At 63.9% G+C, this 13,398-nt stretch carries 16 protein-coding genes; 13 read left to right on the top strand and 3 right to left on the bottom strand.

Translation table 11 applies throughout. The features are described 5' to 3' along the window. The first annotated feature begins 38 nt into the window (after positions 1 to 38). The 3 genes from QX073_RS12270 (at position 39) to QX073_RS12280 (ending at position 2,015) form a co-directional block, all read left to right on the top strand. Positions 39 to 539 carry a pilus assembly protein N-terminal domain-containing protein gene (locus QX073_RS12270; protein ID WP_315734613.1) on the top strand — a complete coding sequence of 167 codons (501 nt, stop codon included), beginning with the start codon at positions 39 to 41 and terminating at the stop codon, positions 537 to 539. Between the two features lie 301 nt (positions 540 to 840). Beyond that, positions 841 to 1,386, top strand: coding sequence for a TadE/TadG family type IV pilus assembly protein (locus QX073_RS12275; protein WP_316225824.1), 546 nt, complete (start codon positions 841 to 843; stop codon positions 1,384 to 1,386). Positions 1,387 to 1,454: 68 nt separating this feature from the next. After that, positions 1,455 to 2,015, top strand: a complete 561-nt coding sequence (locus tag QX073_RS12280; protein WP_316225825.1) for a TadE/TadG family type IV pilus assembly protein — start codon at positions 1,455 to 1,457, stop codon at positions 2,013 to 2,015. Positions 2,016 to 2,211: 196 nt separating this feature from the next. On the opposite strand, the gene QX073_RS12285 is transcribed toward QX073_RS12280, so the two are convergent. The 3 genes from QX073_RS12285 to QX073_RS12295 all read right to left on the bottom strand — a co-directional run bounded on the left by QX073_RS12285 (position 2,212) and on the right by QX073_RS12295 (position 4,450). Continuing rightward, on the bottom strand, positions 2,212 to 2,424 hold the full coding sequence (locus QX073_RS12285; RefSeq protein WP_006612155.1) for a cold-shock protein: 213 nt from the start codon (positions 2,422 to 2,424) through the stop codon (positions 2,212 to 2,214). A 301-nt stretch (positions 2,425 to 2,725) separates the two neighbouring features. Continuing rightward, positions 2,726 to 3,016 carry a translation initiation factor IF-1 gene (gene infA, locus QX073_RS12290; RefSeq protein ID WP_315804701.1) on the bottom strand — a complete coding sequence of 97 codons (291 nt, stop codon included), beginning with the start codon at positions 3,014 to 3,016 and terminating at the stop codon, positions 2,726 to 2,728. A gap of 24 nt (positions 3,017 to 3,040) precedes the next feature. Further along, on the bottom strand, positions 3,041 to 4,450 hold the full coding sequence (locus QX073_RS12295) for a DEAD/DEAH box helicase (protein WP_316225956.1): 1,410 nt from the start codon (positions 4,448 to 4,450) through the stop codon (positions 3,041 to 3,043). A 508-nt stretch (positions 4,451 to 4,958) separates the two neighbouring features. Between QX073_RS12295 and urtA the strand changes: the two genes are divergently transcribed. The 10 genes from urtA (at position 4,959) to QX073_RS12345 (ending at position 13,389) form a co-directional block, all read left to right on the top strand. Next, positions 4,959 to 6,284, top strand: a complete 1,326-nt coding sequence (urtA, locus tag QX073_RS12300; RefSeq protein ID WP_316225826.1) for an urea ABC transporter substrate-binding protein — start codon at positions 4,959 to 4,961, stop codon at positions 6,282 to 6,284. A gap of 88 nt (positions 6,285 to 6,372) precedes the next feature. After that, positions 6,373 to 7,986, top strand: a complete 1,614-nt coding sequence (gene urtB, locus QX073_RS12305) for an urea ABC transporter permease subunit UrtB (RefSeq protein WP_410052368.1) — start codon at positions 6,373 to 6,375, stop codon at positions 7,984 to 7,986. Next, positions 7,983 to 9,146 carry an urea ABC transporter permease subunit UrtC gene (gene urtC, locus QX073_RS12310; RefSeq protein WP_316225827.1) on the top strand — a complete coding sequence of 388 codons (1,164 nt, stop codon included), beginning with the start codon at positions 7,983 to 7,985 and terminating at the stop codon, positions 9,144 to 9,146. Before urtB ends, urtC begins: the two co-directional genes overlap by 4 nt. 4 nt (positions 9,147 to 9,150) lie before the next feature. Then, positions 9,151 to 9,912 (top strand): urea ABC transporter ATP-binding protein UrtD, encoded by a 762-nt coding sequence (urtD, locus tag QX073_RS12315; RefSeq protein ID WP_316172657.1) that lies wholly within the window; start codon positions 9,151 to 9,153, stop codon positions 9,910 to 9,912. A 3-nt stretch (positions 9,913 to 9,915) separates the two neighbouring features. Continuing rightward, positions 9,916 to 10,611, top strand: coding sequence for an urea ABC transporter ATP-binding subunit UrtE (gene urtE, locus QX073_RS12320; protein ID WP_315713826.1), 696 nt, complete (start codon positions 9,916 to 9,918; stop codon positions 10,609 to 10,611). A 58-nt stretch (positions 10,612 to 10,669) separates the two neighbouring features. Beyond that, positions 10,670 to 11,506: an urease accessory protein UreD gene (locus QX073_RS12325; protein WP_316188027.1), complete on the top strand. Its 837-nt coding sequence runs from the start codon at positions 10,670 to 10,672 to the stop codon at positions 11,504 to 11,506. Positions 11,507 to 11,554: 48 nt separating this feature from the next. Continuing rightward, positions 11,555 to 11,857: an urease subunit gamma gene (locus QX073_RS12330; protein ID WP_315713828.1), complete on the top strand. Its 303-nt coding sequence runs from the start codon at positions 11,555 to 11,557 to the stop codon at positions 11,855 to 11,857. A 128-nt stretch (positions 11,858 to 11,985) separates the two neighbouring features. Then, positions 11,986 to 12,291 (top strand): urease subunit beta, encoded by a 306-nt coding sequence (locus QX073_RS12335; protein WP_315713829.1) that lies wholly within the window; start codon positions 11,986 to 11,988, stop codon positions 12,289 to 12,291. A 4-nt stretch (positions 12,292 to 12,295) separates the two neighbouring features. After that, the gene (locus QX073_RS12340) at positions 12,296 to 12,835 is read left to right on the top strand and encodes an HD domain-containing protein (RefSeq protein WP_316188028.1); all 540 of its coding nucleotides are present in this window, start codon (positions 12,296 to 12,298) and stop codon (positions 12,833 to 12,835) included. Further along, complete coding sequence (locus QX073_RS12345) at positions 12,832 to 13,389, top strand: hypothetical protein (protein WP_316225828.1); 558 nt, start codon at positions 12,832 to 12,834, stop codon at positions 13,387 to 13,389. The genes QX073_RS12340 and QX073_RS12345 overlap by 4 nt, the downstream gene beginning before the upstream one ends. Positions 13,390 to 13,398: the final 9 nt, after the last annotated feature.

Consider the following 13,398-nt stretch of genomic DNA (forward strand, 5'->3'; position numbering starts at 1 on the left):
ATCGCTTGAGACGGCTCGTCAATGTCCCGGGGTTGAGTATGTCGTTCTGTGTGTCGCGTCGTCCTAGTGTTTCCTTCGCATTGCGGGCGGCTGTCGCCGCGGTGCTGCTGTGGCCGGCTGCCGCCTTGGCGGAGCCTGATCCCGCCATCGCCGTGAATGTCGACCAGGCCAAGCTGGTCAAGTTGCCCGACCGGGTCGCGACGCTCGTCGTCGGCAATCCGATGATCGCCGATGTGACCTTGCAGAGCGGCGGCATCATCGTCGTCACCGGCAAGAGCTACGGTGCCACCAACTTCATTGCGATGGATCGCGGCGGACAGGTTCTGATCGATCGCCAGATCCAGGTCGCCGGACCCACCGACCAGCTCGTGACGGTGTATCGGGGCGTCGATCGTGAGACCTACAGCTGCATGCCGATCTGCCAGCGCCGGGTGACCTTGGGCGACGGCGACAACTACTTCAAATCGGTGCTCGACCAGGCTGGAACGATGTCCAGCACGGCGAGCGGCAACGCGGCAGCGGCCTCAAAGACCAACTGAGCGCTGGCCTGGCCATGCTTGGCCGGGTCGATGGCCGCGCCTGACCGGATCTCCACGCGCCTCCGCACCGCGGTGAGCCTTGCCGCCGGTGCTGCGGCTGGATCGCCCGATTCGTTTGGTTTCGAGGGGCGGACAGGTAGCGCGCTGCTTCGAAGGGCTGGCTGCGAGCGAACCCCAAGCATGGTTAGCGGGACGTTGATGCGGCGGGCCATACTGTCCGTATCGTAGGAAACTCTTTCCCAAGGAGTTTCCGCTATTCGTTTCACTCAGGTTGATGTGCCTTCCCAGTCCGGATGACCCCATGCAAGCCTCCGTCTCCTTGACCGCTTCGATGCGCCGGCTGTTGCGCCGCTTCCGGCGCAACCGGCGGGCATCGGCCGCGCTCGAATTCGCGCTGGTCGCGCCGGTCTTCTTTGCGCTGCTGTTCGCGATCATCGAAACGGCGCTGATGTTCTTTGCCGGCCAGGTGCTCGAGACGATCACGCAGGACTCGGCGCGCATGATCCTGACCGGACAGGCGCAACAGGGCGCCTATACGCAGTCGCAGTTCGCGAGCTACGTCTGCACCCAGGTTCCCGCGCTGTTCGACTGCAACAAGATCTATATCGACGTGAAGAGCTACTCCTCGTTCGGGAGCGTCTCCATCAGCAACCAGATCGACAACAGCGGCAACTTCGTCAACAACATGACCTACAGCCCGGGCGCCGCCGGAGACATCGTCGTCGTCAGGCTGTTCTATCAATGGCCGATCTTCGTGACGGGGCTCGGCTACAACATCGCCAATCTGAGCGGCAGCAAGCGGCTGCTGGTGGGTACGGCCGCATTCAAGAACGAGCCGTATTCATAACACTGACCTCGCGAGCTGCGTCTGAGGAACACCAGGAATTCATCATGCCGTTGGGAAGAATGCCGGGTATGTTTTCGAGCCTGCGCCTGTGGCGTCGCATCGACGCCTTCGCTGCCGATCGTCGCGGTGTCGCGGCCACCGAGTTCGCATTCATCGTGCCGCTGATGCTGGTGATGTTCTTCGGCACGGTCGAATTCTGCTCGGCCATCGCCGTTGACCGGAAGGTCACCCTGATGGCGCGCACCCTGTCGGATTTGACCTCGCAATCGACCTCGGTCGGCGACAGCGACATGTCGAACTTCTTCGCCGCCTCGACCGGCATCATGTACCCGTATTCCACGACGCCGGTGAATGCGACGATCACCGAGCTCTATGTCGATCCCACCACCAAGCAGGCGACGGTGAAGTGGAGCAAGGGATCGACGCCGCGAACCGTCGGCATGACGGTCGGCGTGCCGGCTGAATTGCTGGTGTCCGGCACCTATCTGATCTTCAGCGAGGTGAACTACCAGTACGTTCCGACGATCGGCTACGTCATGGGCAAGACGGGCGTCAATCTCAGCGACGTCGCCTATACCCGCCCGCGGCAGTCGACCTGTGTGATGTATAGCCCGGCGACCTCCTGCTGAGGTGAGGGCTGCCGCAACGGAGCCCGCCCGGCCCCGGGGCCGCAGTCGCACGCGCCTGCGAACCGGAGCGGCCGACACTACGGTCTTTCGGACGAGCAGAACTCGGCGGCAAATATCAAGGCAATAAAAAAGGCCGCGCAAGGCGGCCTTTCGTTGTCCAGATGGGCAATCGCATGCGCGATCGCCCGGGCGTCGCTCAATTGGCGGCGCGGAGATTGTCGGCCGACGACTTGCCCGAACGGCGGTCCGCCACGATCTCGTAGGAGATCTTCTGGCCTTCCCGCAGCGTGCCGAGACCAGCGCGCTCGACGGCGCTGATGTGCACGAACACGTCGTTGCCGCCGTCGTCCGGCTGAATGAAGCCATAGCCCTTGGTTGCGTTAAACCACTTCACGGTTCCCATGCTCACGGGGTAGTTCCCTTCTCAGATACCAAATGCGTAGCCCAGTCTCCTGGGCTGGTTAGATCGAATTTTTGGAAGGGTCGTCAGCGTCTGAACCGGCTGTACCGGTAATAGCTAATCTCGTCCGGCCGAAAATCGATTGCGGGATATATTATTGGAAATGCCCGCGCAAAACAATCCTGAGCTGCGCGAGAGTGCATGATTTTTTGACGCGCCGGCTCGACGCCGACGCGCTGAATTGTCGCTGATTGCGCAAGGCTTGATCAATCCGCCGGGCCGGGCGGAACATTGCTCCGCCCCAATGCCCCTAGCGCCGACGGAACTGGCCGCCGCGCTGCGCTGCGCCACGCGGAGGACCGCCGGGCGAGCTGGGACGCTCGTCCTTGTGGCGGAAGATCAGCCGGCCCTTTTCGAGGTCGTAGGGCGACATCTCGACCGTCACGCGGTCTCCCGCGAGCGTCTTGATGCGATTCTTTTTCATCTTGCCGGCGGTGTAGGCGACGATCTCGTGCCCCGCGTCGAGTTGTACCCGATAGCGTGCGTCGGGAAGGATTTCGGTGACCAGCCCTTCGAACTGGATCAGCTCTTCCTTAGCCATGTCTTTCTCCAGATCGATAGACGTCTAGTTTGGCCGTTGGTTGCGGTTTTGAGCGTGGTTTTTGGGTCTGCCCTCGCGATGCAGGAAAGCAACGCCTTGAATCGACCCGGCCTTAGCGCCGCCTTGCGACGGCCGCTGGGGCTCCTGACGATTGCCTGGCAGAGACGCCATCTTAGCATTGGAACGACGGTGACGGCGAGGGCCTTTTGCGGCGGTGCCACCCTCGTTGGTCCGCGCATTCTGCATGCCAGGACGGCCACCGCGCTGAGGCGGCTTGGCCGGTGCAGCGGCCTCGCGGAGGCCGGGCGTGCGGCGATCGTCGCGCGGCAGCGAGATCTTGATCAGCCGTTCGATGTCGCGAAGGTAGGACAGCTCGTCCGATCCCGCCACGAGCGAAATCGCAACGCCCTCGGCGCCGGCGCGCGCCGTGCGGCCGATCCGGTGGACGTAGGTCTCGGGCACGTTCGGCAGGTCGAAATTGACGACATGGCTGACGCCGTCGACGTCGATGCCGCGGGCCGCGATGTCGGTTGCGACCAGGGTTCGGATCTCGCCGGTCCGGAACGCCGCCAGCGTGCGCTCGCGGTGGTTCTGCGACTTGTTGCCGTGAATCGCCTGGGCGGGGATGCCGGCTCTTTCGAGGCTCTTCACGACCTTGTCGGCGCCGTGCTTGGTGCGGGTGAACACCAGCGCGCGGTTGACCGGCTCCTGCTTGAGCAACTGAGCCAGAAGGTTCGGCTTGGCCGAGTGGTCAACGTGGATGACGCGCTGGGCAATGCGCTCGACCGTCGAGGAGACGGGGGTCACCGCGACTCGCGCGGGGTCGCGCAGCATGGCGTCCGCGAGCTCGGCGATGTCCTTAGGCATGGTGGCCGAGAAGAACAGCGTCTGCCGCTTGATCGGCAGCTTGGCCACGATCTTCCGGATGTCGTTGATGAAGCCCATGTCGAGCATGCGGTCGGCTTCATCGAGCACCAGGAACTCGACATGGGTCAGCTTCAAAGCGTTGCTCTGAACCAGATCGAGCAACCGGCCAGGGGTGGCAACCAGCACTTCGAGGCCGGGCATGATAGCGCGGACCTGGCGCCCCATCGGCACGCCGCCGATCGCGAGCGCCGAGCTCAGCCGGATGTGCCGGCCATAGGTGTTGAAGCTGTCGAGGATCTGACCCGACAATTCGCGGGTCGGGCTCAGCACCAGCACGCGTGCCGTCTTCGGCTGCGGCTTGATCCGGTTCAGCAGCAAGCGGTGCAGGATCGGCAGCGCAAACGAGGCCGTTTTGCCGGTTCCCGTCTGGGCGATGCCGATCACGTCGCGGCCTTCAAGCGCGAGCGGGATGGTCTGGGCCTGGATCGGGGTAGGGGTGGTGTAGTTCTCTTCCTTCAGCGCGCGCGTCAGCGCGTCGGCGAGGTTAAAATCCTGGAAGGATGTCAAAAGATGGGGCTTTCCATAAGAGGATAAGGCCCGTGTCGGCAGGCAGCCGGACGCGGGTGGGTGGTTGAGAGACACCCGCGTGTTTGGAGCGCCTAGATTGGATGGGTGAGAATGCGAAGCCAGAAGCTCTGGTCGAGCTAAAGAACACGCGGCTTGCAAAGATCCGGCCGATTCGCCTTGATCTACCAGCTATATGGAACAGATGGACGGCACTTTCAAGGCCGGTGCGCAACGGATTGGCTTTCCGGGTGGTACTCGGCTGCTTTAAATTTAGCCATTCAAAACAAAGTGCACAAATCCTGCGCTGTATGCCATCTGATTAATCATCTGGCTTGCTCAATCCGGCAGCAGAAGGTCGCGGTACCTCTCTGCGAGAACGCCCAGTTCCACTTTTATGTCAATGCCTTACCAGATGTGCACGGCATGGCACACTTCTTGCGATTCTGCCTGCGCAGACCGCCGGCCGCCTTGGCTGCGAAGCAGGTCTGCGTCAGGGAGATATTACCTCATGCTTACTCGACTCACTCGGGAATTAACGGCGCCGTTCAGCCGCCGTCGCTGGCTGGCTGCTGCTGCTGCCGGCCTGGCGCTCGGCGCAGCCGGCTTTGGCCCGGCCAAGGCCGCTGACGACACCATCAAGATTGGCGTTCTGCATTCTCTGTCCGGCACCATGGCCATCAGCGAGACCACGCTGAAGGACACGATCCTGTTCTTGATCGACGAACAGAACAAGAAGGGCGGCGTGCTCGGCAAGAAGCTCGAGGCCGTCGTGGTCGACCCCGCTTCGAACTGGCCGCTGTTCGCCGAGAAGGCGCGTGAGCTGATCACCAAGGACAAGGTCGCGGTCGTGTTCGGCTGCTGGACCTCGGTGTCGCGCAAGTCGGTGCTGCCGGTGTTCAAGGAGCTGAACAGCATCCTGTTCTACCCGGTCCAGTACGAAGGCGAGGAGAGCGAGCGCAACGTGTTCTACACCGGTGCGGCGCCGAACCAGCAGGCGATCCCGGCGGTCGACTACCTGATGAAGGAAGAGAAGGTGAAGCGCTGGGTGCTGGCCGGCACCGACTACGTCTATCCGCGCACCACCAACAAGATCCTCGAAGCCTACCTGAAGTCCAAGGGCGTGGCTCAGGACGACATCATGATCAACTACACGCCGTTCGGTCATTCCGACTGGCAGACCATCGTCGCCGACATCAAGAAGTTCGGCTCGGCCGGCAAGAAGACCGCCGTGGTCTCGACCATCAACGGCGACGCCAACGTTCCGTTCTACAAGGAGCTCGGCAACCAGGGCATCAAGGCCAAGGACATTCCGGTCGTCGCATTCTCGGTGGGTGAGGAAGAGCTCGCCGGCATCGACACCAAGCCGCTGGTCGGCCATCTCGCCGCCTGGAACTACTTCGAGTCGATCAAGACCCCGGCGAACGAGAAGTTCATCAAGGACTGGCAGGCCTACACCAAGAACCCGAAGCGCGTGACCAACGACCCGATGGAAGCGCATGTGATCGGCTTCAACATGTGGGTGAAGGCGGTGGAGAAGGTGAAGTCGACCGATCCGGACAAGGTCATCGACGCTCTCCCGGGCACCGAGGCGCCGAATCTGACCGGCGGCGTGTCGAAGATGCTGCCGAACCACCACATCACCAAGCCGGTGTTCATCGGCGAGATCAAGGGCGATGGCCAGTTCAGTGTCGTCTACAAGACCAAGGACCTCGTCCCCGGCGACGCCTGGTCGAAGGAGCTCGAGGGCTCGAAGGACCTGATCGGCGACTGGGTCGGCAAGAAGTGCGGCAATTTCAACGTCAAGACCAACAAGTGCCTGGGCTCGGGCTCCTGATCTCGACCTGACGCGACCATGACGACAGGAGAAGGCGGCGATGTTGCCGCCTTCTCCTGACCTCCTGAACTCCTGCCGGGGTTGTCCAGTGCCTGCTCTTTTTCTGGCGATCATTCGCCGTCTGCTTGTTTTGCTCGCCCTGATCGCCGTTTCCGTTCCCGCCTTCGCAGCCAGTTTCGAAGAGTCCGTCGCGAAGTTCGCGAACGATGATTTCTCGGACACGGACGAGGCCGTCGGCGAGATCGCCGTGTCGGGCAACCCGCTGGCTTTCCCGATCATCAGCGCGCTCCAGGACGAACGGCTGATGTTCGATGCCGACACCAAGAAGGTCTTCATCAAGCAGGCCGACGGCAGGATCATCGATGCTGCCACCGGCGCCGCCGTCGACAAACTGCCCGACAATGCCGCCGCCGTCAGCCTCAACAACCGGCTGCGCCGCAGCGTCGATGCCGCGCTCGGCGGTTTGACGCTGCTGTCGCCGGATACCAACACGCGCCTGACCGCCGCAAGATCGGTGTTCAAGTCGCATGACGAGGCGACGTTGCCGACGGTGGAGTCGGCGCTCGCCAAGGAAACCAATCGCGCCGTGAAGCAGGCGCTGACCGAGGCGCGTGCCGCCATCCTCCTGTTCAAGTCTGACGCCAGCGAGGTCGACAAGCTCGAAGCCGTCGCCACCGTGAGGGCGCGCGGCGACCAGGAAGCTCTGGCGCTGCTGACGGAGATCGGCGGCGCGGACCAGCCGGCAACCGTCGCCAAGGCTGCGGCGAGCGCCATCTCGTCGATCCAGAGCTCGCTCGCAATCTGGTCCGGCGTGCAGAACGCCTGGTACGGCCTGTCGCTCGGCTCGGTGCTGCTGCTGGCCGCCATCGGCCTTGCCATCACCTTCGGCGTCATGGGTGTCATCAACATGGCCCATGGCGAGATGGTGATGCTCGGCGCCTACACCACCTTCGTCGTCCAGGAGGTCATCCGCACGCGCTACCCGGCGCTGTTCGACTATTCGCTGCTGATTGCCGTCCCGCTCGCCTTCCTGGTGGCCGGCGCGATCGGCGTGCTGATCGAGCGTACCATCATTCGCTTCCTCTACGGGCGTCCGCTGGAGACGCTGCTCGCCACCTGGGGCCTCTCGCTGATCCTGCAGCAGGCGGTGCGCACGGCGTTCGGTCCGACCAACCGCGAGGTCGGCAATCCCTCCTGGATGAGCGGTGCGTTCGAACTCGGACAGATCACCATCACCTACAACCGGCTCTGGATCCTCTGCTTCACCATGGCGGTGTTCGCCATCCTGCTGGCGATGTTGCGCTACACCGCGCTCGGCCTGGAGATGCGTGCAGTGACGCAGAACCGGCGCATGGCGGCGTCGATGGGCATCGCGACCTCGCGGGTCGATGCGCTCACCTTCGGGCTCGGCTCCGGCATCGCCGGCATCGCCGGGGTGGCGCTGTCGCAGATCGACAATGTCAGCCCGAATCTCGGCCAGAGCTACATCATCGACTCCTTCATGGTCGTGGTGTTCGGCGGCGTCGGCAATCTCTGGGGCACCTTGGTCGGCGCCTTCACGCTCGGCATCGCCAACAAGTTCCTGGAGCCGGTCGCCGGCGCCGTGCTCGGCAAGATCGCGATTCTGTTGCTGATCATCCTGTTCATTCAAAAGCGCCCGCGCGGGCTGTTCGCGCTCAAGGGCCGGGCGGTGGAAGCATGATGCCGCACGTCCTCACCCGGTCGCTGGACCGCGCTGCGACCGCCTTCGTGCTCGTCGTCGCCGCCTGCGGCGTGCTGATCCCGCTGTCCAACCTGCTGCTGCCGGCCGGTTCGGCGCTGCAGGTGCCGACCTATCTGGTCGCGCTGTGGGGCAAATATGTCTGCTACGCGATCCTGGCGCTCTCGATCGACCTGATCTGGGGCTATTGCGGCATCCTCTCGCTCGGTCACGGCGCGTTCTTCGCGCTCGGCGGCTATGCGATGGGCATGTATCTGATGCGCCAGATCGGCACCCGGGGCGTCTATGGCAATCCGATCCTGCCGGACTTCATGGTGTTCCTGAATTATTCCAAGCTGCCCTGGTACTGGCACGGCTTCGACATGTTCTGGTTCGCGGCTTTGATGGTGCTCGTGGTGCCCGGCCTGCTCGCCTTCTGCTTCGGCTGGCTCGCCTTCCGCTCGCGCGTCACCGGCGTGTATCTGTCGATCATCACCCAGGCGATGACCTACGCGCTGCTGCTCGCCTTCTTCCGCAATGATTTCGGCTTCGGCGGCAACAACGGCCTGACCGACTTCAAGGACATCCTCGGCTTCAACGTCCAGGCGGAAGGCACCCGCGCCGCGCTGTTCGCGCTGAGCTGTCTCGCGCTCATTCTGGCGTTCCTGATCTGCCGGGCCGTCGTGTCGTCGAAGCTCGGCAAGGTGCTGATCGCGATCCGCGATGCCGAGTCGCGGACGCGTTTCCTCGGTTATCGTGTCGAGTCCTACAAGCTGTTCGTGTTCACGCTGTCGGCGTGCATGGCCGGCGTCGCAGGCGCGCTCTACGTTCCTCAGGTCGGCATCATCAATCCATCCGAGTTCGCGCCCGGCAATTCGATCGAGGCCGTGATCTGGGTCGCGGTCGGCGGCCGAGGCACGCTGGTAGGTGCTGCGCTCGGCGCCGTCGTCGTGAACTACGCGAAGACGTTCTTCACCTCGGGCGTGCTGGCGCCGTACTGGCTGTTCATGCTCGGCGCATTGTTCGTGCTCGTCACTCTGCTGCTGCCAAAAGGCATCATAGGCACCTTCAATTCCTGGTGGGATCAGCTCGGCAGCAGGAGGCTGAACGCCGAGAGCGCCGCCCGCGAGGACGGCGTCACCGAACCCAAGATGGCGGAGTGAGCGCATGAACGTGATGGACACCCGCGCGACGTCGTCGCTGCTCTATCTCGACGGCGTGCACGTCTCGTTCGACGGCTTCCACGCCATCAACAATCTCTCGCTGACGCTCGAGCCCGGCGAGATGCGCGCCATCATCGGCCCGAACGGGGCCGGCAAGACCACGATGATGGACATCATCACCGGCAAGACCAAGCCCGACGAGGGCACGGTGCTGTTCGACGGCAAGACGGATCTCACCCGCCTCGACGAGACCCGCATCGCCGAGCTCGGGATCGGCCGCAAGTTTCAGAAGCCGACGGTGTTCGAGAGCCAGTCGGTCGAGGACAACCTGCTGCTCGCGCTCAATGTCGATCACAGCGTCAAGGGCACGCTGTTCTGGCGCGGCTCGAGGAGCGAGTCCGAGCAGATCGACCGGGTGCTCGAGACCGTGCGGCTCAAGGATGCCAGACGCAAGCTCGCCGGCAGCCTGTCGCACGGCCAGAAGCAGTGGCTGGAGATCGGCATGCTCCTGGCACAGGACCCGAAGCTGCTGCTGGTCGACGAACCGGTCGCCGGCATGACCGACGTCGAGACGCATCAGACGGCTGAGCTGCTCAAGGAAATCAACAAGGATCATACCGTCATGGTCGTCGAGCACGACATGACCTTCGTGCGCGAGCTCGGCGTCAAGGTCACCTGCCTCCACGAAGGCACGGTGCTGGCCGAAGGTACCATCGATCAGGTGTCGTCGAACGATCGGGTAATCGAAGTGTATCTGGGGCGCTAGGCGATGTTGGACGTCAAGGACATCAACCTCTATTACGGCGCCGCCCAGGCGCTGCGCGGCGTCTCGATCGCGGCGGAGCCCGGCAAGGTCACCTGCGTGCTCGGCCGCAACGGCGTCGGCAAGACCTCGCTGCTGCGGGCGCTGGTCGGACAATATCCGCTGGCCTCCGGCAGCATCACCTTCGATGGCGCCGACATCACCCATCTCAAGCCCTATGAACGGGCGCGCAAGGGCATCGGCTTCGTGCCGCAGGGGCGCGAGATCTTCCCGCTGCTCACGGTGGAGGAGAACCTCAAGACCGGCTTCGGACCGCTGAAGCGCAGCGATCGCAGCATCCCGGACGACGTGTTCTCGCTGTTTCCGGTGCTGGAATCGATGCTCGGCCGCCGCGGCGGCGATCTTTCCGGCGGCCAGCAGCAGCAGCTTGCGATCGGCCGTGCCATGGTGATGCGGCCAAAGCTCCTGCTTCTCGACGAGCCGACCGAGGGCATCCAGCCCTCGATCATCAAGGACATCGGCCGGGCGATCTCGTATCTGCGCAATCTCGGCAACATCGCGATCGTCCTGGTCGAGCAGTATCTCGACTTTGCCTGCGAACTCGGCGACAACTTCGCCGTCATGGATCGCGGCGCGGTGAAGTTCACCTGCACCCGCGCCAATCTCGATCAGGCCGAGATCAGCCGCCAGATGGCGCTGTGATCATCACGTAGCTTCTCGACGCGGTCTCGCCCGCGTCTGGTCCCAGGGGAGGGGATCGATGCGGGCCGATCCCGCCAGCGCCGCTGCCGACATCTTCGAGGCCAACCGCGCCCGAGGCGCGGTGCGCTTCGACGTGCGGCTGCAGGATGGCATGACGCGGCGCCATCATCTGCATGAATCCGGCTCGCTGCGGGTGCGCTTTCCCTCGCCCGAGGACGACGGTCTGTCGGCGATGTTCGTCAACACGGCCGGCGGCATCGCCGGCGGTGACCACTTTGCGATCGAGGTCACAGCCGGCGAAGGTAGCCGCATGACGCTTTCGAGCGCCGCGGCCGAAAAGGTCTATCGCGCCGCTGGCAAGCCCGCAGAGCTCGATATCGCGCTGACCGCCCATGCGGGTGCCCACATCTCCTGGCTGCCGCAGGAGACCATCCTGTTCGACCGCGCCCGCATCCATCGCCGGATCGACATCGACCTTGCCGATACCGCCTCGCTGTTGTTGTGCGAGATCGTCGTGTTCGGCCGCACCGCGATGGGCGAGCGCATGCGTGAGGGCGAATTCGTCGATCGCTGGCGGCTGCGGCGCGGCGGCAAGCTGGTGTTCGCCGAGACGGTCCGCCTCGACGGCGACGTCGGCGACAAGCTGGCGCAGCCGGCCATCGCCAACGGCGGCGCGGCCATCGGGACCGCGCTGATCGTGCCGGGCGACGCCGCGCTGGTCGAGCGCATCCGGGAGAGCCTGCCGGCCTTCCGGGGAGAGGTCGCGCTGTCGGCCTGGAATGGATTTGCAATGGCCCGCTTCTGTGCCCAAGATGCCGCAAGCCTGCGCGCCGACATGATGGCGGTGCTCGGCTGTGCTTCGAATGGACCGCTGCCGCGGCTGTGGCTCAACTAGACGTTTACCAACTGATGACTACCAAAAGACCATCACCAGAGAGTCCGCATGAACCTGTCTCCCCGCGAAAAGGACAAGCTCCTGATCTCGATGGCCGCCATCGTGGCCCGCCGCAGGCTCGATCGCGGCGTCAAGCTGAACCACCCCGAAGCGGTCGCGATCATCTCCGACTTCATCCTGGAAGGCGCGCGTGACGGCCGCACCGTGGCCGAGCTGATGCAGGCCGGCGCCCAGGTCCTGACCCGTGACCAGGTGATGCCCGGCATCCCCGAGATGATCCACGACATCCAGGTCGAGGCGACGTTTCCGGACGGCACCAAGCTGGTCACGGTGCACGAGCCGATCCGCTAAGTCATTGCACGTCATTCGGGGACAGCGCGCAGCGCTGGGCCCGGAATCCAGAGGTGGCTTGAAAACAATCGTTTGAGATTCCGGGCTCGGTCCTGCGGACCGCCCCGGAATGACGGAGAAAAAGCGAAATGATCCCCGGCGAACTCTTCATCCAGGACGGCGAGATCGAGCTCAATGCCGGCCGCAAGACCGTGACCCTGTCGGTCGCAAATACCGGCGACCGGCCGATCCAGGTCGGCTCGCACTACCATTTCTTCGAGACCAATCCGGCGCTGAAGTTCGATCGCAGACGCGCGCGCGGCATGCGGCTCGACATCGCGGCCGGCACGGCCGTGCGCTTCGAGCCTGGCCAGACCCGCGACGTGCAACTGGTGGCGCTCGCCGGCAAGCGCATGGTCTACGGCTTTCGCGGCGACGTCATGGGCAAGTTGTAAGCCGATGCTGACCGGATTACGCCTCGTCTCCGAAGCCGCCGAGCTGGCGGCGCGCCGTCACGCCGGCCAGCAGCGCAAGGGCCGCGACGAGGAGCCTTACATCAATCATCTCGCCGAGGTCGCAAACATCCTGTCGGCAACCTGCGACGGCGAGGACGCCGAGCTCGTCGCGGCAGGCTGGCTGCACGACACCATCGAGGACACCGATACGGCCTCTGACGAGCTCGCGGAGCGCTTTGGGCGTCGTGTTGCCGACCTCGTCGTGGAAGTCACAGATGACATGACCCTGCCGAAGAGCGAGCGGCGCCAGGTCCAGGTCATCGCCGCGCCCGGCAAGTCCGCTGGTGCCAAGCAGATCAAGATCGCCGACAAGATCAGCAACATCCGCGCCCGAATCTTCTTCGAGCCGGACCTGGAGCAGCAGCTCGAGCTGATGGAGTATCTCGGCTGGGCCGAGCAGGTCGTCGCCGGCTGCCGCGGTGTCAACGCGCGGCTCGATGTGCTGTTCGATGAGACGGTTGCGAATGCGAGGGCGACGTTGTGAGCGTATTGGCTCGCATGCGCCCTGCTGCTGTCTGCGGCCTGCGTGCGGCATCGGCTCTTGCAGCATTTGCCTCTGCTGCTTGGGCGGCCGACGATCAGCGCTGGCGCATTTTCGAACAGGACGGGGGAGCGCTGCTATCTCCGAGTCATAGCGATGAGGCCACCGACGATGTCGGTTCGCCCTCCTTTCGCTGCAAGGCCAAATCCGGGACCATCGCCGTCACGGGAGATGCCGGCCAGGAGCTTCGCAATGCGGTCGCTGATCTTCTGCGGTCCAACGGCTATCCGCAGGTCGAGATGGTCCCGGCGAGCCGGTTCGGGCAAGCCCTCCTGAGCGTGTCCTACAGCGAGGCGGGATCGGTCTGGGAGTATAGCTTTGAGTTGGAGGCGGATGCGCCCGCCTTCGATGCGTTTAAGCGGTCCGGACGATTGACGTTCAAAGTCGGCAAGACCGTCGTTCGCGAGGAGTTCAAGGCGGGTCTTGAGAACGTCGCCAAGTTTCAATCGATCTGCGCGCGTCCCAAATGGGCCGCACCGGATATATTTGAGAGCTAGAGGCTGGAG

Source organism: Bradyrhizobium sp. SZCCHNS3052 (genome assembly GCF_032484495.1).
Taxonomy (GTDB): Bacteria; Pseudomonadota; Alphaproteobacteria; order Rhizobiales; family Xanthobacteraceae; genus Bradyrhizobium.